This is a genomic window from Streptomyces sp. NPDC058796, from assembly GCF_042745235.1.
In the GTDB taxonomy this organism is placed as follows: domain Bacteria; phylum Actinomycetota; class Actinomycetes; order Streptomycetales; family Streptomycetaceae; genus Streptomyces.
On record NZ_JBHYOP010000005.1, the window covers coordinates 232,484 to 248,581 of the forward strand.

Annotated in this window: 14 protein-coding genes and 1 pseudogene; 7 read left to right on the plus strand and 8 right to left on the minus strand. The window is 74.0% G+C overall.

Features of this window, described 5'->3' with window-relative positions; translation table 11 throughout:
* Window position 1 precedes the first annotated feature (1 nt).
* Window positions 2–883, plus strand: a complete 882-nt coding sequence (gene gnd, locus ACFW47_RS15280) for a phosphogluconate dehydrogenase (NAD(+)-dependent, decarboxylating) (protein WP_386278301.1) — start codon at window positions 2–4, stop codon at window positions 881–883.
* A gap of 79 nt (window positions 884–962) precedes the next feature.
* The gene (locus ACFW47_RS15285) at window positions 963–2,423 is read left to right on the plus strand and encodes a membrane-associated oxidoreductase (protein ID WP_386278303.1); all 1,461 of its coding nucleotides are present in this window, start codon (window positions 963–965) and stop codon (window positions 2,421–2,423) included.
* Here ACFW47_RS15285 and ACFW47_RS15290 read toward each other — a convergent pair.
* On the minus strand, window positions 2,410–4,206 hold the full coding sequence (locus ACFW47_RS15290; RefSeq protein ID WP_386306012.1) for a bifunctional sugar phosphate isomerase/epimerase/4-hydroxyphenylpyruvate dioxygenase family protein: 1,797 nt from the start codon (window positions 4,204–4,206) through the stop codon (window positions 2,410–2,412). The genes ACFW47_RS15285 and ACFW47_RS15290 overlap by 14 nt on opposite strands.
* A 14-nt stretch (window positions 4,207–4,220) precedes the next feature.
* Window positions 4,221–5,099, minus strand: coding sequence for a shikimate dehydrogenase (locus ACFW47_RS15295; protein ID WP_386306013.1), 879 nt, complete (start codon window positions 5,097–5,099; stop codon window positions 4,221–4,223).
* A gap of 180 nt (window positions 5,100–5,279) precedes the next feature.
* Here ACFW47_RS15295 and ACFW47_RS15300 point away from each other — a divergent pair, with 180 nt between their 5' ends.
* Both ACFW47_RS15300 and ACFW47_RS15305 read left to right on the plus strand, forming a co-directional pair.
* A complete protein-coding gene (locus ACFW47_RS15300; RefSeq protein WP_386306014.1) occupies window positions 5,280–5,945 on the plus strand; it encodes a TetR/AcrR family transcriptional regulator in 666 nt (221 codons plus the stop codon).
* A 162-nt stretch (window positions 5,946–6,107) separates the two neighbouring features.
* A complete protein-coding gene (locus ACFW47_RS15305; RefSeq protein WP_386306015.1) occupies window positions 6,108–7,466 on the plus strand; it encodes an MFS transporter in 1,359 nt (452 codons plus the stop codon).
* Window positions 7,467–7,524: 58 nt separating this feature from the next.
* On the opposite strand, the gene ACFW47_RS15310 is transcribed toward ACFW47_RS15305, so the two are convergent.
* Window positions 7,525–8,121, minus strand: coding sequence for a TetR/AcrR family transcriptional regulator (locus tag ACFW47_RS15310; protein WP_386278312.1), 597 nt, complete (start codon window positions 8,119–8,121; stop codon window positions 7,525–7,527).
* 158 nt (window positions 8,122–8,279) lie between these two features.
* On the opposite strand from ACFW47_RS15310, the gene ACFW47_RS15315 reads away from it, so the two are divergent.
* Together ACFW47_RS15315 and ACFW47_RS15320 are read left to right on the plus strand one after the other, a co-directional pair.
* Complete coding sequence (locus ACFW47_RS15315; RefSeq protein WP_386306016.1) at window positions 8,280–9,164, plus strand: NAD(P)-dependent oxidoreductase; 885 nt, start codon at window positions 8,280–8,282, stop codon at window positions 9,162–9,164.
* Window positions 9,165–9,230: 66 nt separating this feature from the next.
* Window positions 9,231–10,463 carry a serine hydrolase domain-containing protein gene (locus ACFW47_RS15320; RefSeq protein WP_386306017.1) on the plus strand — a complete coding sequence of 411 codons (1,233 nt, stop codon included), beginning with the start codon at window positions 9,231–9,233 and terminating at the stop codon, window positions 10,461–10,463.
* 13 nt (window positions 10,464–10,476) lie between these two features.
* Here ACFW47_RS15320 and ribA read toward each other — a convergent pair whose 3' ends face one another.
* Entirely contained in the window at window positions 10,477–11,139 is a 663-nt protein-coding gene (ribA, locus tag ACFW47_RS15325; protein WP_386278318.1) for a GTP cyclohydrolase II, read from the minus strand.
* 73 nt (window positions 11,140–11,212) lie between these two features.
* Here ribA and ACFW47_RS15330 point away from each other — a divergent pair, with 73 nt between their 5' ends.
* A complete protein-coding gene (locus ACFW47_RS15330) occupies window positions 11,213–11,971 on the plus strand; it encodes a creatininase family protein (RefSeq protein ID WP_386278320.1) in 759 nt (252 codons plus the stop codon).
* Window positions 11,972–12,108: 137 nt separating this feature from the next.
* On the opposite strand, the pseudogene ACFW47_RS15335 reads toward ACFW47_RS15330, so the two are convergent.
* The 4 genes and pseudogenes from ACFW47_RS15335 to ACFW47_RS15350 all read right to left on the minus strand — a co-directional run.
* Window positions 12,109–13,053: pseudogene (locus ACFW47_RS15335) on the minus strand (YbhN family protein); the annotation flags it as partial.
* A complete protein-coding gene (locus ACFW47_RS15340; RefSeq protein WP_386306111.1) occupies window positions 13,026–13,973 on the minus strand; it encodes a class I SAM-dependent methyltransferase in 948 nt (315 codons plus the stop codon). The pseudogene ACFW47_RS15335 and the gene ACFW47_RS15340, both read right to left, overlap by 28 nt.
* A 419-nt stretch (window positions 13,974–14,392) precedes the next feature.
* On the minus strand, window positions 14,393–15,601 hold the full coding sequence (locus ACFW47_RS15345) for a glycosyltransferase family 4 protein (RefSeq protein WP_386278322.1): 1,209 nt from the start codon (window positions 15,599–15,601) through the stop codon (window positions 14,393–14,395).
* Window positions 15,598–15,996 carry a 6-pyruvoyl tetrahydropterin synthase family protein gene (locus ACFW47_RS15350; RefSeq protein WP_386278324.1) on the minus strand — a complete coding sequence of 133 codons (399 nt, stop codon included), beginning with the start codon at window positions 15,994–15,996 and terminating at the stop codon, window positions 15,598–15,600. Before ACFW47_RS15350 ends, ACFW47_RS15345 begins: the two co-directional genes overlap by 4 nt.
* Window positions 15,997–16,098: the final 102 nt, after the last annotated feature.

Consider the following 16,098-nt stretch of genomic DNA (forward strand, 5'->3'; position numbering starts at 1 on the left):
CATGCAGATCGGTCTTGTGGGTCTCGGCAAGATGGGCGGCAACATGCGCGAGCGCCTGCGCAACGCCGGCCACACGGTCGTCGGATACGACACCGATCCGGAGAAGGCCGACGTGGGCAGCCTCGTCGACCTCGTCGAGCAGCTGGAGCGGCCGCGCGCGGTCTGGGTGATGGTGCCGGCCGGCGCCGCCACCCAGGGCGTCATCGACCAGCTGGCGACCCTGCTCCGGCACGGCGACACCGTCATCGACGGCGGCAACTCCCGCTGGACGGACGACGAGAAGCACGCCGAGGAGCTGGCCAAGCACGGCATCAACTTCGTCGACGCCGGCGTCTCCGGCGGCGTGTGGGGCCTGAAGAACGGCTACGCTCTGATGGTCGGCGGCGAGAAGGAGGTCGTCGACGACCTCAGGCCCATCTTCGACGCGCTCAAGCCCGAGGGCCCCTACGGCTACGTCCACGCGGGCAAGGTCGGCGCCGGGCACTTCTCCAAGATGGTCCACAACGGCATCGAGTACGCCATGATGCAGGCCTACGCCGAGGGCTGGGAGCTGCTGGAGAAGGTCGACTCGGTGGACAACGTCCGCGAGGTCTTCCGCTCCTGGCAGGAGGGCACGGTCATCCGCTCCTGGCTCCTCGACCTGGCCGTCAACGCCCTCGACGAGGACCACCACCTGGACAACCTGCGCGGCTACGCTCAGGACTCGGGCGAGGGCCGCTGGACCGTCGAGGCGGCCATCGACAACGCGGTGCCGCTGCCCGCGATCACGGCCTCGCTCTTCGCGCGGTTCGCGTCCCGGCAGGACGACTCGCCGCAGATGAAGATGATCGCCGCGCTGCGCAACCAGTTCGGCGGCCACGCGGTGGAGGCGGCGAAGAAGTAGACGCTCTCCGGGCGCTCACCGGGGCGGTCCGGAAAGCGCGTTGACGTGATCGGCCGGTTCGGGTCAGAGTCCATCCCTGATGGAGATCAACGACCTGACACCGGCCGAGACGCGCGTCTGGCGGGCGTTCGCCACGGGCACCCTCGTGGACTTCCGCGCAGCCGAGGACGAGGACCCGTCCGACGGGGGCGCCTGGGGCGCCGAACGCACCGTCCGTGCCGGCGTGCTGAGGGCGCTGCTGCTGAACGGCCCCCGCGCGGACGGCGAGGTGCCCGCGCTCAATCTGGCGGGGGCGCGCGTCAGCGGTGTCCTGGAGCTCCAGTACGCGACGGTCGACCACCCGGTGCGGCTGCGGCACTGCTACTTCGAGGACGTTCCGCGCCTGTACGGAGCGCGGTTGCGCGAGGTGAACCTGAGCGAGTCCGTGCTGCCCGGGCTGATCTCGCACGCCGTCCGGGTGGAGGGAGTGCTGCGGCTGACCCGCGCCCGGTTCTCCGGGATGGTGAGGCTCGGGGGCGCGGAGGTCACCGGGAGCCTGTACCTCGAGAGCACGCGTGTCCACGCGCCGGACACCGAGGGGCCGGTGCTCCAGCTCAACCAGGCGGTGCTCGGCGCCGACCTGTGGGCACCGGGCCTCGTGGCGCGGGGCGAGGTGCGGCTCGACGGTGCCCGGGTGGCCGGGACCGTCAACCTGACCGACGCGGTGCTCGACCGGCCGGGCGGCACCGCGCTGAAGGCCGAGACCCTGGCGGCCGAGTCCGACGTGCTGATGCGGAACGCCGAGGTGCGGGGCCGGCTGGAGCTGCGCGGCGCGCGCATACCGGGGCGGCTGGACCTGTCGCACGCGCGTCTGGACAACCCCGGCGGGACCGCGCTGCGGGCCAGCAGCTGTGTGATCGGCGAACTGTGGCTGCGGGCGTGCCCGAGGGTGGCGGGCGCCCTCAATCTGCGCCGCTCCCAGGTGGACGTCCTGTTCCTCGAACCGGAGGCCGTACCGGCCTGGGTCCAGCTCAACGACCTCACCTACACGTCGCTGATCCCGCACGAGCCCGCCGAGCGGCGGTTGCCGATGCTGGAGAAGGGCGACAGCTATCTGCCCTTCATCTACGAGCAGCTGACCGCCTCCTACCGCAGGATCGGCGACGACGACGCTGCCCGCAGGGTCCAGCTCGCCAAGCAGCGGCGGCACCGGCGCACGCTGCCCTGGTACGGCAGGCTGTGGGGGCACCTCCAGGACGTCACGGTCGGCTACGGCTTCCGGCCGCTGCGGGCCGGCGGCTGGCTGCTGTCGCTGCTCGCGGTCGGCTCGGTCGCGTACGGGCTGCACCATCCGCCGCCGCTCAAGCCCACCGAGTCCCCCGACTTCGACCCGGTCTTCTACACCCTGGACCTGCTGCTGCCGGTGATCTCCTTCGGTCAGGAGAACGCCTTCGCCCCCGAGGGCGGCTACCAGACCCTGGCGTACGTCCTCATCATCACGGGCTGGATCCTCGCCACGACGGTGATCACGGGTCTGACCCGCACCGTCAGCCGCCAGTGAACCCGCGCACCGCGTGCTGCGCCGCCAGCCGGACCGGGGCGTTCGCCGCGCCGTAGCCCCGGTAGCCGCCGTCGCGCTGGACGAGTTCGAAGAAGACCCGGCCGACGGTGTGCGTGTAGCAGTGACGGAAGGTGCCGTGCGCGTCGCGGTCGTAGAGGATGCCCAGCTCCCGGTACGTCTCCAGCTCCCCGTCGGCGAACTCGAAGCGGGCGGCGAGGTCGTCGTAGTAGTTGGCGGGGATCGGCAGCGGGGCGCCTCCGGCCGCCCGGTAGCGGCGGGCGGCGGCGACCACGTCGTCGGTGGCCAGGGCGATGTGCTGGGCGTGCGCGGTGCCGTCCGTGGGTGCCGGGCCGACGGTCAGGACGATGCGGACGGCGCCGTCGTCCGTGCTCACGGCGCGACTGCGCAGCAGGCCGTAGGGGTCGGCGACGTCCACGCTCTCCTGCGGGCGCAGCCCGAGCACGGCGCGGTGGAAGAGCGCCGCCTCGTCGAACTGGTGCCAGGGCTGGGTGAGGGAGAGGTGGTCGACGCGCCAGGGGCCGCCGTGGTGGGTGGGGCGCGCGACGTCCTCGAAGTCGGCGCGCCAGTCGGGAAGCCCGGGGCGTCCGGTCGCGCAGAAGAACAGCTCCGTGCCGTCGGGCGCGGCGACCGCCTCCGGGGCCGCGTCCCCGGGCGCCCGGCGGCGCGGCAGCACCGGGGCGAGCAGCGCCTCGGCACGGCGGGCCGCGCCGGCGGGGTCGGGCGACTCCAGGCCGACGGCGGCCAGCCGGGTGCCGTCGCGGCGTTCGGCCGGGCCGGTGTTGACCAGGACGCGCGCGTCGCCGTGCTGCCACAGGTCGACGGGCTTGCCCCGGTGCCGTGCGGTCCGGGTGAAGCCCAGCGCGCCCAGTACGGCGGAGACGGGTGCGGCGTCGGGCGTGACCAGTTCGGCGAAGGCGATGCCGGTGGGCGGGGCGGGTGCGGGCGGGGCCGCGAGGCCGACGGTCTCCTGGAGGGTCAGCAGGGAGCGCCGGGCGTCCACGGCCGTCGGGCCGGCCTCGGACTGCCGGAAGACGTCATTGAACACCTCCAGGGAGAGCGGGCCGTCGTACCCGGCGCGCAGGACGTGCCGCACCAGCCCGGCGACGTCGAAGCCGCCCTGGCCGGGGAAGCAGCGGTAGTGGCGGCTCCACTGGAGGACGTCCATGGCGAGCAGCGGCGCGTCGGCGAGCTGGAGGAAGAAGATCTTCTCCCCGGGGATGTCCTCGATGCCCTTGGGGTCGCTGCCCCGGGAGAGGATGTGGAAGCTGTCGAGGCAGGTGCCGAGCGCGGGGTGCCCGGCGGTCTCGACCACGCGCCAGGCGTGGTCGTAGGTACTGATGTGCCGGCCCCAGGCCAAGGCCTCGTAGGCGACGCGGACCCCGTGGTCCTCGGCCAGGCCGGCGAGGCGGCTCAGCTGCTCGGCGGCGAGGGCGTCGTCGTCCAGGGCGTGCGGGGAGACGCTGGAGCAGACCAGGACGGTGTCCGCGCCGAGCCTCTCCATCAGCTCGAACTTGTGCCGGGCCCGGCACAGGGCGCGGGCGAACTCTCCCTCGGGCAGCGCCTCGACGTCCCGCATGGGCTGGTAGAGGTCGATCGAGAGGCCGAGGTCGGCGCAGCGGGCGCGGATCTCCTCGGGGGTCAGGGGGCTGGCCAGCAGGTCGTTCTCGAAGATCTCCACGCCGTCGAAGCCGGCCCGGGAGGCGGCGGTCAGCTTCTCGGTGAGCGAGCCGCTGAGGGAGACGGTGGCGATGGACGTCCGCACGTCGGTACCTCTTCCTACTTCGGGGCGCCGACCACGCCGGCCAGGCCGGTGATGTCGGCGAGCATCCGTACGGCGTCGGGTTCCCGCCCGGTGAACAGCCGGAACGCGTCGGCGGCCTGGAAGACGGCCATGCCGCCGCCGTCGAGGGTGGCGCAGCCCAGGGCCCGGGCGGTGCGCAGCAGTTCGGTCTCCAGCGGGCGGTAGACGACCTCGGCGACCCACAGCCCGGGGTGGAGCAGGCCGGCGGGCAGGGGCAGGCCGGGGTGGGCGGCCATGCCGGTGGGGGTGGCGTGCACGATGCCGTCGGCGGTGGTCAGCAGCGCGGGCAGCCGGTCCGGGGTGGCGTGTGCGGCGCGTCCCTCGCCGAAGTGCCTCTCGAGCTGCGTGGCGAGGGCGGCGGCCCGGTCGGGCAGCGCGTCCACGACGGTGACCCGGCCGGCGCCCAGGGTGAGCGTGGCGTGGGCGACCGCCGCGCCCGCGCCGCCGGCGCCGAGCTGCACGATCCGCTCCAGCGGCGCGTCGGGCAGGCCCCGGGCGAAGGACGCGGCGAAGCCGGTGACGTCGGTGTTGTGACCGGTCGCCCGGCCCGCGTCGTCGAAGACGACCGTGTTGACCGCGCCGAGCGCCTCGGCCTGCGGGGCGAGCGCGTCCAGGTGCCCGATGACGAGCTGCTTGCAGGGGTGGGTGATGTTCAGTCCGTCGAAGCCGAGGTCCCGGGCCGCGCGCACCAGGTCGCCCACCCCCTCGGGCGGCACCCCGAGGGTGTCGATGTCGATCAGCCGGTACAGGTAGCGCAGACCCTGGCGGCCGGCCTCCCGCTGGTGCAGTGCCGGGCTGAGCGACGGGCCGATGCCGGAGCCGATCAGCCCGACGAGATACGAGTCCTTGGCCACCGGGGACCTCCTGAGCGGCTCGGGTCCGCACCCGAGCGACCAATGTACGAACCAGTACGTTAGTCATAGCAGGAGGCCGGGGCGGATGGGAAGGCCGGGGCTTCTACAATCACCGCACGCCCCTCGCCCGCAGTCGCCTCCCAGCCCCGCAGTTCCCGCCCCGGCCCCCGAAGGAACCCGATGACCAGCGTCGACGAACCGGCACGATCCGGCACGCGCACCCGCGACGCCGCCCGCACCCAGGCCGAGATCCTCGACGTGGCCACGCGGGAGTTCGCCCGGGCCGGCTACGACGGGGCCCGCGTCGACGAGATCGCCGCCCGCACCCGGACCACCAAGCGGATGATCTACTACTACTTCGGCGGCAAGGAGCAGCTGTTCACGGCCGTACTGGAGCGGGCGTACGGCGTGATCCGGGAGGCCGAACAGCAGCTCGACGTCGAACACCTGGACCCGGTGGCGGCCATCCGGCGCCTGACCGAGGTGACCTTCGACCACCACGAACGGCACCCCGACTTCATCCGCCTGGTCTCCATCGAGAACATCCACGACGCCGAGCACATCGCGTCCTCGGAGATGCTGGCGAGCATCGGCTCCCCGGCCCTCGACGTCATCCGGCGCATCCTGGAGGAGGGGCAGCGCTCGGGTCTGTTCACGGCCGACGTGGACGCCGTCGACCTGCACGCGATGATCAGTTCCTTCTGCTTCTTCCGGGTCGCCAACCGGCACACCTTCGGCGCCCTGTTCGGCCGCGACCTGGTCGCCCCGGACCAGCGCGAGCACTACCGGACCATGCTCGGCGACATGGTGATCGCGTATCTGACGGCGGAGCGCGCGGCGGACTGAGCGTTCCGGCTCCGGAGCGGCGGGACCTCTTGACACACGGGAAACGTGCGCGCAACATCCCTTCCCAACCGCGACTAACTACCCAGTGGGTTAATTAGCCGATCGGCACTTCTCCCCTCCGCTCACTCCGCCTACCGTGGGGTCCCCCGAAGGAGCAACGCCGTGTCCGTCCCCGCCCCCGCGCCACAGGGCGCCGCCCCGCCCGGCCAGCCGAAGAAGGCGGCGACCGCCGCCTGGATCGGCAGCGCGCTGGAGTACTACGACTTCTTCATCTACGGCAGCGCCGCCGCCCTGATCTTCCCCGAGATCTTCTTCGACGAGTCCGATCCGGCCACCGCGACCCTGCTGTCGCTGGCCACGTTCGGTGTCGCCTACGCCGCCCGCCCGGTCGGCGCGTTCTTCCTCGGCCACATCGGCGACCGCATGGGCCGCAAGAAGATCATGGTGTTCACACTGATCCTGATGGGCGTGTCGACGTTCCTCATCGGCTGTCTGCCCACGCGGGACCAGGTCGGCACGCTCGCCCCGGTCCTGCTGGTGCTGTGCCGGATCCTCCAGGGCATTTCGGCGGCGGGCGAGCAGGCCAGCGCCAACTCGATGACGCTCGAGCACGCGCCGCCGGGCAAACGCGGCTTCTTCACCAGCTTCACCCTCAGTGGCACCCAGGGCGGGCAGCTGCTCGCCACCCTGGTCTTCCTCCCCGTCGCCGCGCTGCCCGAGGAGCACCTGCTGGCCTGGGGCTGGCGCGTGCCGTTCTGGCTGAGCGTCGTGGTCGCGGCCGTCGGCTACGTCATCCGCCGCAAGCTGGACGAGACGCCGGCCTTCACGCAGCAGACCGCCACGGAGGGCGTCGCGAAGATGCCGCTGGCCGTGCTGGCGCGCGACCACTGGGCGGACGTGCTGCGGGTGGTCGCCGGTGCGCTGATCGCCTCGGTCAGCACGATCTTCACGGTGTGGGCGCTGGCGTACGCCACCAGCGACTCGGTCGGCATGTCCCGTACCGCGATGCTGTGGGTGGGTGCCCTCGCCAACGTCGTCGCGCTCGCCGCCATCCCGCTGTGGGCGACGCTGTCCGACCGGATCGGCCGGCGCCCGGTGTATCTGATCGGCGCGGTGGGCAGCGCGGTGACGATGTTCCTGTACCTGTGGGCGGTCTCGACCGGCTCGTACCCGCTCACCTTCCTCACCGGCATCATCGCCTTCGGCGTCGTCTACAGCGCCGCGAACGGCGTGTGGCCCGCCTTCTACGGCGAGATGTTCTCCACGCGGGTCCGCCTGTCCGGCGTGGCGATCGGCACGCAGATCGGCTTCGCGGTGGCCGGGTTCGCGGTGACCTTCGCGGCGCAGATCGCCGGTCCGGACGGCGACGACTGGTTCGCGGTGGCACTGTTCACGGCGGCGCTGTGCGTCCCGCCGGTGATCGCCGCGCTGTCGGCCCGGGAGACCCACCGGGTGCCGACACAGGAGCTGGGCGAGCGGGACCGCGCGGAGGCCGCGAAGCCGGAGACGGTGACGGTCTGAAGCCCGGGGCCGTCCCCGGCCGCCCGTGCCGGCCCGCTGGTCGCTCCGCCGCCCCGGTTCACGCTCCGGTGGCGACGGCTGCGTCCAGCAGCGGCCCCAGTTCGCGGGCGACGGTCGTCAGCGCCCGTACGTCCCGCTCGGCGCGGGCGATGACGACCGCCCCCTCCAGGGCGCTGATCATCAGCGTGGCGAGCGGCTCGGACCGGGCCGCGGGCACGCCCATGCCGGTCAGCGCGTCGGCGACGGGCCGGGTCCAGGTGGCGAAGGCGTCGGCGGCCGCCTCGCGGGTGGCGTCGCTGCTCCCGGCGCAGTCCACCGTCGCCGCCGCGACCGGGCACCCGGCGGCGAAGCCGGCGGTCTCGTACTCGTCGGTCCACTGGCCCACCATCGCCTCGAACAGCCCGCTCGGCGTCGGCCGCTCCATCGCCGCCAGGAAGCGGTCGACCCGCTTGGCCGCGTACCGTCCCGCCCACCGCAGGGCCTCGCCGACGAGCTGCTCCTTGCCGCCGGGGAAGTAGTGCTGGAGCGAGCCCCGGGGCGCCCCGGCGTGCGCGGCGACGTCGCGCATCCCGGTCGCCTCCACGCCGTCGCGGCGGATGAGCTGGGCGGCGCTGAAGACCATCCGCTCCCTCGGCCCCCGCTCGGACTTCGCCATCGCCGGCCTCCCTGCCCCGTTCCGCGCCGCCCACCGCGCCCGCGGCTGCGGCTGCGCGACCACTCTATGACGGCCGTCATAAGCAGGGCTACTATGACGAGTGTCATAACGAGGGCCGCCGAGCGGTGTGCCCGTGGCGGAGGGACGGGTGGTGCGTCATGCGGGTCGGTTTCATCGGTCTCGGCGTCATGGGTCAGCCGATGGCGCTGCGCCTGGCGGACGCCGGGACACCCCTCGTGGTGTTCAACCGCACGGCCGCACGGGCCGAGCCCCTGCGCGCGGCCGGCGCCGAGGTGGCGGCCGGTCCAGCCGAGGTCTTCGAGCGCGCCGGCACGGTGCTCCTCATGCTCGCCGACGAGACGGCGACGGACGCCGTTGTGGCACGCGGCACACCAGAGTTCGCCTCCCGCGTCGACGGCCGCACGGTCGTCCACATGGGCACGACGTCACCGCGGTACTCACGCGGCCTGGAGGCCGACGTCCGCGCGGCGGGCGGGCGCTACGTCGAGGCGCCCGTCTCCGGCTCCCGCGTACCGGCGGAGAACGGCCGGCTGGTGGCGATGCTGGCCGGCGAGGAGAACGCGGTGGCCGAGGTGGCTCCGCTCCTCGCTCCCCTGTGCCACGAGTCGTTCGTGTGCGGCGCGGTGCCGGACGCCCTGCTGACGAAACTGTCCGTGAACCTGTTCCTGATCACCCAGGTGACCGGCCTCGTCGAGGCGTTCCACTTCGCGGAACGCCAGGGTCTGGACCGCGGCCGCTTCCTCGACGTCCTCGAAGCCGGCCCCATGGCCAGCGCCGTATCCCGCATGAAGGCGCCGAAGCTGCTGACGGGCGACTACAGCGTGCAGGCGGCGGCCCTGGACGTCCTGAAGAACAACCGGCTGATCGCCGAGGCCGCCCGCGGGGCGGGTCTCGCCTCACCCCTCCTCGACACCGCCCACGCCCTGTTCGAGGAGACGGTGGCCCTCGGGCACGGCGGCGAGGACATGGTGGCGGTGCTGCGCGCGATCGAGGCGCGTACCGGAGCGCGCGGCGGGTCCTGAGGTCTGAAGGCGCCCTGGCGGGGTATGCCGGACGCACCTCGGTGAACGACCAGGGAGGCGATGGGCATGGCACCGCTGCGGCAGGAGATCGACGCGGAGGCGGCGGGACTGGACGCGAAGGCTCTGGACCGGCTCGACGGGCACTTCGCCGGGCAGGTCGACGAGGGGCGGCTGCCCGGATTCCTGGTGGCCGTCGCCCGGGGCGGGCGCGTCGCCCACCTGACCGTGCACGGCCTGCGGGACGTCGCGGCCGGACTGCCCGTGACGGCCGACACGCTGTGGCGGATCTACTCCATGACCAAGCCGGTCACGGCGGTGGCCGTGCTGATGCTGGTGGAGGAGGGACGGCTGTCGCTCGACGACCCGGTGGACCGGTACCTCCCGGCGTTCGCCGAGCCCCGGGTGTACGTGGAGGGGCCCGCGCACGAGGCGGTCACCCGGCCCGCCGCCGGACCGGTCCTCGTCCGGCACCTGATGACCCACACCGCCGGACTGACCTTCGGCTTCTACCACGCCCACCCGGTCGACGCGCTGTACCGGGCGGCCGGCCTGGAGTCGTCGGTGCGGCCGGGCGCCGACCTGGCCGAGACCGTCGACCTGTACGCCGGTCTGCCGCTCCAGTTCGAGCCGGGCACGCGCTGGAACTACTCGGTGGCCAGCAATGTGCTCGGGCGGCTCGTGGAGGTGGTGTCCGGGCTGCCGCTCGACGCGTTCTGCGCCGAGCGGATCTTCCAGCCGCTCGGCATGACGGACACCGGGTTCCACGTGACCGACGAGCAGGCGGGCCGGCTGGCCGAACTGTACGGCGAGACGGACGGCGGCGGCATCGAGCCGGTCCCCGGACTGCCGCTGCGGGGCGGGCGGCCGCGGTTCCTGTCGGGCAGCGGCGGCCTGGTCTCCTCGGCGTACGACGTGCACCGCTTCGCGGAACTCCTGCGGCGCCGGGGCGAACTCGACGGTGTGCGCCTGCTCGCCCCCGCGACGGTGGACCTGATGACCCGCAACCACCTGCCCGGCGGCGCCGACCTGCGCGCCGTCGGCAGCCGCCCGGCGCACGACCGGCCCGGCAACGACGGTGTCGGGTTCGGCCTCGGGATCTCCGTGGTGATCGACCCCGGCCGCACCGAGGCGCCGTCCGGGCTCGGCACGTACGGCTGGAGCGGGGTGGCGACGACCACCTTCTGGGTCGACCCGGAGCACGACCTGACGGTGCAGTTCATGACGCAGGTGCGGCCGAAGTCGTCGCACACGGTCTACCCGGACCTCAAGCGGCTGGTGGCCGCCGCCGTGGCGGACTGACGCTCCTCCTGTTTCAGAAGGACAGGTGGGCCACCGCGTCGAGGTGGGGCAGGTGGTGGTCGAGACGTTCCCGCTTCGTGCGCAGGTAGGTGATGTTGCTCTCGCACGGCGGTATCAGCAGCGGCACCTGCTCGGTGACCTCGATGCCGTGCCGCAGCAACGCCTCCCGTTTGCGCGGGTTGTTGGACATCAGGCGCACCGAACTCACCCCGAGGTCGGCCAGGATACGGGCGGCCACGCCGTAGTCGCGGGCGTCCACCGGCAGGCCGAGGGCGAGGTTCGCCTCCACGGTGTCCAGGCCCTCCGCCTGCAACGCCATCGCACGCAGCTTCGCGAGCAGCCCGATGCCGCGCCCCTCGTGCCCGCGCAGATAGACGACGACACCGCTGCCGGCGGCGGCCACCTCCCGCAGCGCCGAGGCGAGTTGGGCGCCGCACTCGCAGTGCTGGGAGCCGAAGGCATCGCCCGTCAGGCACTCGGAGTGCAGCCGGGTGAGCACCCCGTCGGTGCCCGGATCGCCGTGGACGAGGGCGACCTGCTCGTCACCGCGCTCGTGGTCGACGTAGCCGTACACCCGGAATTCCCCGTACACGGTGGGCAACGGTGTCACCACGACGCGCTCCACATCCGTGCGCTGCGCCGCTTTTTTGCCGAGTACACCAATTTTTTCGGTCATGATTCTCGCGTTCCTCAACAGGTGCTCTAATGGCTCAACAGTTTTCTCGACCGAGACGAAAGGCCGTGCGGGGATGGATGTCTCACTGGTGCCGGCGGACACGACCGAGGACGTGCGCGGGCGGGGCTCCGGAGCGCCGCGCCAGGTGGCGGTGCTGCCTGTGGGCAGTTACGAGCAGCACGGGCCGTACCTGCCGCTGGCGACCGACACGCTCGTCGCCTGCGCCGTCTCCCGGAGCATCGCCGCCGCCCACCCGGTGCACCCGCTGCCGCCGGTGACGGTCGGCTGCTCGCACGAGCACGCGGACTGGCCGGGGACCGTCAGCGTCTCCGCGGTCACCCTGCACGCGGTGGTGCGGGACATAGCGGACTCCCTGCGCCGCTCGGGTGTCGACGCCCTGGTCGTCGTGAACGGCCACGGCGGCAACTACGTCCTGGGCAACGTCGTCCAGGAGGCCTCCGCGCGCGGCGAGCGGATGGCGCTGTTCCCGGCCGCGGAGGACTGGGAGACGGCCCGGGAGCGGGCGGGGGTGGCCACCTCGCTGCTCACCGACATGCACGCGGGGGAAATAGAGACCTCCATTCTTCTGCACACGCATCCCGATTTGGTCCGGCCCGGTTACGAGGCCGCCGACTTCGTCGCGGACGACCGGCGTCATCTGCTCTCCCTCGGTATGTCCGCCTATACCGATTCCGGTGTCATCGGGCGCCCGTCACTCGGTTCGGCGGAAAAGGGGAAGGAACTGCTGGCGAGCCTCGCGGATTCCTTCGGGGCGTATTTCTCGGTCCTGACGGCGGCGGAGGCGCCCCGGCAGGGGGGCGAACGCGGGTAGTGCCCGCCGGGGCCGGACTCGGCCGCCGCCGACCCCGCGCGCTTCCCCCCGTACCGGCGTACGAGGAGCACGACGGCGCCGGGCAGGCTCGCCACGAGGCTGAGCACCCCGTACACCGCGGCCACGCCCAGTCCGGTGCCGGCCCCGAGCCCGGCCGCGCCGAACGCCCAGGCGGTGACGCCCTCCCGGGGGCCCCAGCCGCCGACGTTCAGGGGCAGCGTCATGGCGAGCAGCGCGAGCACGGCCAGCGGTGTCAGTACGGCGACGGGGGCGCCGCTGCCGGCCACGCGGGCGGCGAGGACGAACATCGCGAGGTACCCGGCCAGGACGACGGCCGACGACACCGCGACCCACGGCAGGTTCCGCCGGGACAGCAGCGCTTCGCGCGCCTCGGCGAGCATCGCCCGCAGCACCCGTCTCCCGCGGGAGGGCGCCTGGTTCATGCGCAGGGCCAGGACGACGGCGAGCGCCCCGGCCAGCGCCAGCCCCACGAGCGGCGCGACCTGCCGGGCCCCGGTCAGCACCGGGGACGGCATGGTGAGCAGCACGACGACCGCGACGAGGATCAACGCCGCCTGTCCGGCGGCGCGTTCGAGGACGACGGACCGCACTCCGCGCCCCAGGTCGCCGGCGCTCCGCCCGTGCCGCACCGCGCGGTGCACGTCGCCGAGGACACCGCCGGGGAGGGCGGCGTTCAGGAACAGCGCGCGGTAGTAGTCGGCGACGGCCGGTGCGAGCCGCAGCCGGATGCGCAGCCCCCGGGCCACCAGGGCCCAGCGCCAGGCGCTGAACACGGTGGTGACGAGCCCGATGCCGAGGGCCGCCAGCAGTGTGGGCCCGTCGATCCCGCGCAGCCCGTCCAGGAGGGGGCCGGTCCCCGTCCGCCACAGGAGCACGCCGAGGACGGCGAGGCCGGCGAGCGTCCCCAGACGGGTGCGCAGGGCGGCCCGGCGGCGGGGCGCGCCGCCGTCGCCGCCGGTGGTGGTGGAGGTCGAGGGGTTCCGGGGCGTCGCCGCCGGCAAGGGCTCGGCTCCCGCCGCCACCGTCGGCGCGCTCACGCCGGACCGCCCGTCGGCCGGCACAGCGCCAGCAGGTCGGTGTGGTGGACGACGACGCGCAACTCCCCCGCGGCACAGGCGGCGAGACGCTCCTCCAGGTACCGGCGGGCCGGCTCGCCCAGCTCCGGCCGCTGCTCCACGGCCGCGGCGACCCAGCCGCGCAGCCACTGCTCGGCGAGCGCTGCCTCGCCCGCACCCAGCCGCCAGGCACTGGGGTGCGCCCGTACGGTGGCACCGTGCGCGGCGAAGGCCTCCGCGGCGCAGGTCACCGCGTCCGGACCGAGCATGCCGGTGCGCCGCTGGTGGTCGTTGAACGCCTCGGTGATCTCGGCGTCCAAGGGGTGGGCGGGGGTGAGTTCGACCCGCCCGGCGACGGAGAGCGTCAGCAGAGCCGGGCAGCCCGCCGCGGCGCAGGAGGCGGCGAGGGTGCCCACCTCCTCGGCGGTGAGCACGTCCAGCAGCGCGGACGCCGTGACCAGCCCGGCGCCGGCCAGCGCGTCCGGCGTGAGCCGGGCGAGGTCGCCGCGCCGGGTCTCGACGGTGACGCGGCTTCCGTCCGCCGCCGAACGCGGGGCGCCGACGGCGGCGAAGTGCAGGAGGTAGGGGTCGCGGTCGTGCAGCACCCAGTGCTGGGCGCCGTCGAGCAGCGGGGCGAGCCAGCGCCCCATCGAGCCGGTGCCGCAGCCCACGTCGTGCACGACCAGCCCGTCCGCCCGGCTCGGCAGGTTGGCGAGGCGGATCCGGAGCGGATCGAGCAGATCGTGCGACCGAGCGGCGCCGTCGGCGGGCTCGCGGAGCCGCAGCCACTCGGGCGCGTAGCGCGGCGGGTCGCCGGGTTGCCCAGGGGCGCGGTCGCGGAGGCGGAGGGTGGCTCGCTCGGCGGCGGGCCGGGCGGGGTCGTCGGTGAGATGCCGCCCGGTGCCCGGCAGGGCGGCAGGGGCGATGGGACCGGGGGCGAGTGCTGCGGCCCGGTCGGTACCACCGCCGTCCGTGAGCCCCTCACCCTGCCGCTCCTCGCGACGGCCGGGACCGTCCTCACCTCGCGTGCCCACCGGGCCCGCGTGCCCACTCGACCGTCCGGCGGCCCAGGCGGCGGGCCAGCCGGTGGAGGCGGCGGACCCGACGGACGCGGCCGACCCGGCAGGCTCGGCGGCGTCGGTGGGCTCGGCGGCGCCGGTGGGCGGGTTCGCGCTCCGCGCCCCCTGTCGCCCCCCGGTGGAAACCCCCCGCGGCTCCGCCGGTCGTGGCGTCGGCCGGCCACCGGCCGGTCCGGCGCCGGGGATCACACCGTTCGTGGACTCGGCGGCGTCCTGCGGGCCGGGCTGGGCAGGAATGGCCCCCGCGGCCGGTGCCGTCGTCTTCCTCATGCCGCCCTCCGCGGTTGGTCCGTCAGCCGGTGCAGTACCGCCGCCAGGCTCCGGGCCGTGGCCGCCCAGCCGTTCAGGGCCGCGCGGCGGCCTCGTGCCGCGGCCTTGAGCCGGCGCCGTACGTCCGCCTCGCCGAACCAGCCGCGCAGTTCGGCGGCGAGCGCGGCGGGCTCCTCCGGCGGGACGAGGATGCCGGGCACCCCGCCGTCGGGCGCGCGCCCCACCGCCTCCGGCAGGCCGCCGACATCCGTGGCCAGCACGGGGATGCCGCGTGCGAGGGCCTCCGTCACGGCCATGCCGTACGTCTCGGCGTAGGAGGTGAGAACCAAGAGGTCGGCGGTGGCGTAGGTGGCGTCCAGTTCCGCGCCGGACCGCGGTCCGGCGAGCACGAGCCGTTCCGCCAGGCCGTGCCCCGCGATCCGCTCCCGCAGCCGGTCGACGTACTCGGGGTCGTGCCCCAGCCCGCCGACGCACACGCAGCTCCACGGCAGGTCGGCGACGGCCGCGAGCGCCTCCACGAGCCGGTGCTGGCCCTTGCGCGGGGTGACGGCGGCGACGCAGACCAGCCGGGAGACGCCGTCGGTGCCGGGCGCGAGCGGCGCGATGTCGGCTCCGGGCGCGGCGACGTGGACGCGGGCCGGGTCGAGCCCGTGGTGGGAGACGAGCCGGCGCACCGCCCAGTCGCTGGTCGCGACGACCGCGGGGACGGCACGGAGCACCGCGCGCTCGCGGGCGTCCAGGTCGGCGGCGACGGCGGCGTCGAGGCCGGTTTCGTCGCCCAGCGGGAGGTGGACGAGGACGGCCATGCGCAGCCGCTCCGCCTCCGGGACGACGATCTCCGGTACGCCGCAGGCGACCAGCCCGTCGAGCAGTACGACGGCTCCGTCCGGCAACCGCCGCAGGGAGCGCGCGAGTTCGGCGCGTGCGGACTCGTCCGGCCGTGGCCAGGCCCCGTCGACGGGCAGCCCGCGCACCCGCCAGCCGAAGCCGGGCAGGTCCAGCCGCACGCGCCGGTCATAGGCGTTGCCGCCGCTGGGCGCGGCCGGGTCGTCGACCCCGCCGGGCATGACGAAGTGCACGGAGCGCAGGGACATGGGGACGATCCCGCCGTTCCTCGGGGCGGCCGTCGTCTGTGCGGGCACGTGGGCGAGACGAGCGCGCCCCGCCGTCGGGGACACCACCGGTTCGGTGGACACGTCCGTCACAGCGCACGCTCGTAACTCGCCCAGGCGACGTGCGACTCGTGCAGGGTCACGGTCAGGCCGGCCAGGCCTTCGGCCCCCTCGCCCAGCGCCCCCTTGTGCACGCGCTCGGCGAGCCGGTCGGCGACGACCTTCGCCAGGAACTCGGTCGAGGTGTTGACGCCGGCGAAATCCGGTTCGTGGTCGAGGTTGCGGTAGTTCAGCTCGCTGACGACGGCGGCCAGCTCCCGGGTGGCCAGTCCGATGTCGACGACGATGTTGTCGTCGTCCAGCTGCTCGCGCCGGAAGGTGGCGTCCACCAGGAACGTCGCTCCGTGCAGGCGCTGCGCCGGCCCGAAGACCTCGCCGCGGAAGCTGTGGGCGATCATGATGTGATCGCGGACGGTGATGCTGAACAACGGACGACCCTCCCGGTGTGGCACGTCTGGTCTCCCGCCTGTCGCTGCGCGGGGTACCGTCCTTTACGGCCGGGTGCCGTCCCGTGTTCAGCGGCCGCACCT

Coding starts and splice junctions, on each gene's coding strand:
- gnd (WP_386278301.1), top strand. CDS start 2: ATGCAGATCGGTCTTGTGGGTCTCGGCAAGATGGGCGGCAACATGCGC.
- ACFW47_RS15310 (WP_386278312.1), bottom strand. CDS start 8,121: ATGGCGAAGTCCGAGCGGGGGCCGAGGGAGCGGATGGTCTTCAGCGCC.
- ACFW47_RS15315 (WP_386306016.1), top strand. CDS start 8,280: ATGCGGGTCGGTTTCATCGGTCTCGGCGTCATGGGTCAGCCGATGGCG.
- ACFW47_RS15320 (WP_386306017.1), top strand. CDS start 9,231: ATGGCACCGCTGCGGCAGGAGATCGACGCGGAGGCGGCGGGACTGGAC.
- ACFW47_RS15300 (WP_386306014.1), top strand. CDS start 5,280: ATGACCAGCGTCGACGAACCGGCACGATCCGGCACGCGCACCCGCGAC.
- ACFW47_RS15285 (WP_386278303.1), top strand. CDS start 963: ATGGAGATCAACGACCTGACACCGGCCGAGACGCGCGTCTGGCGGGCG.
- ribA (WP_386278318.1), bottom strand. CDS start 11,139: ATGACCGAAAAAATTGGTGTACTCGGCAAAAAAGCGGCGCAGCGCACG.
- ACFW47_RS15330 (WP_386278320.1), top strand. CDS start 11,213: ATGGATGTCTCACTGGTGCCGGCGGACACGACCGAGGACGTGCGCGGG.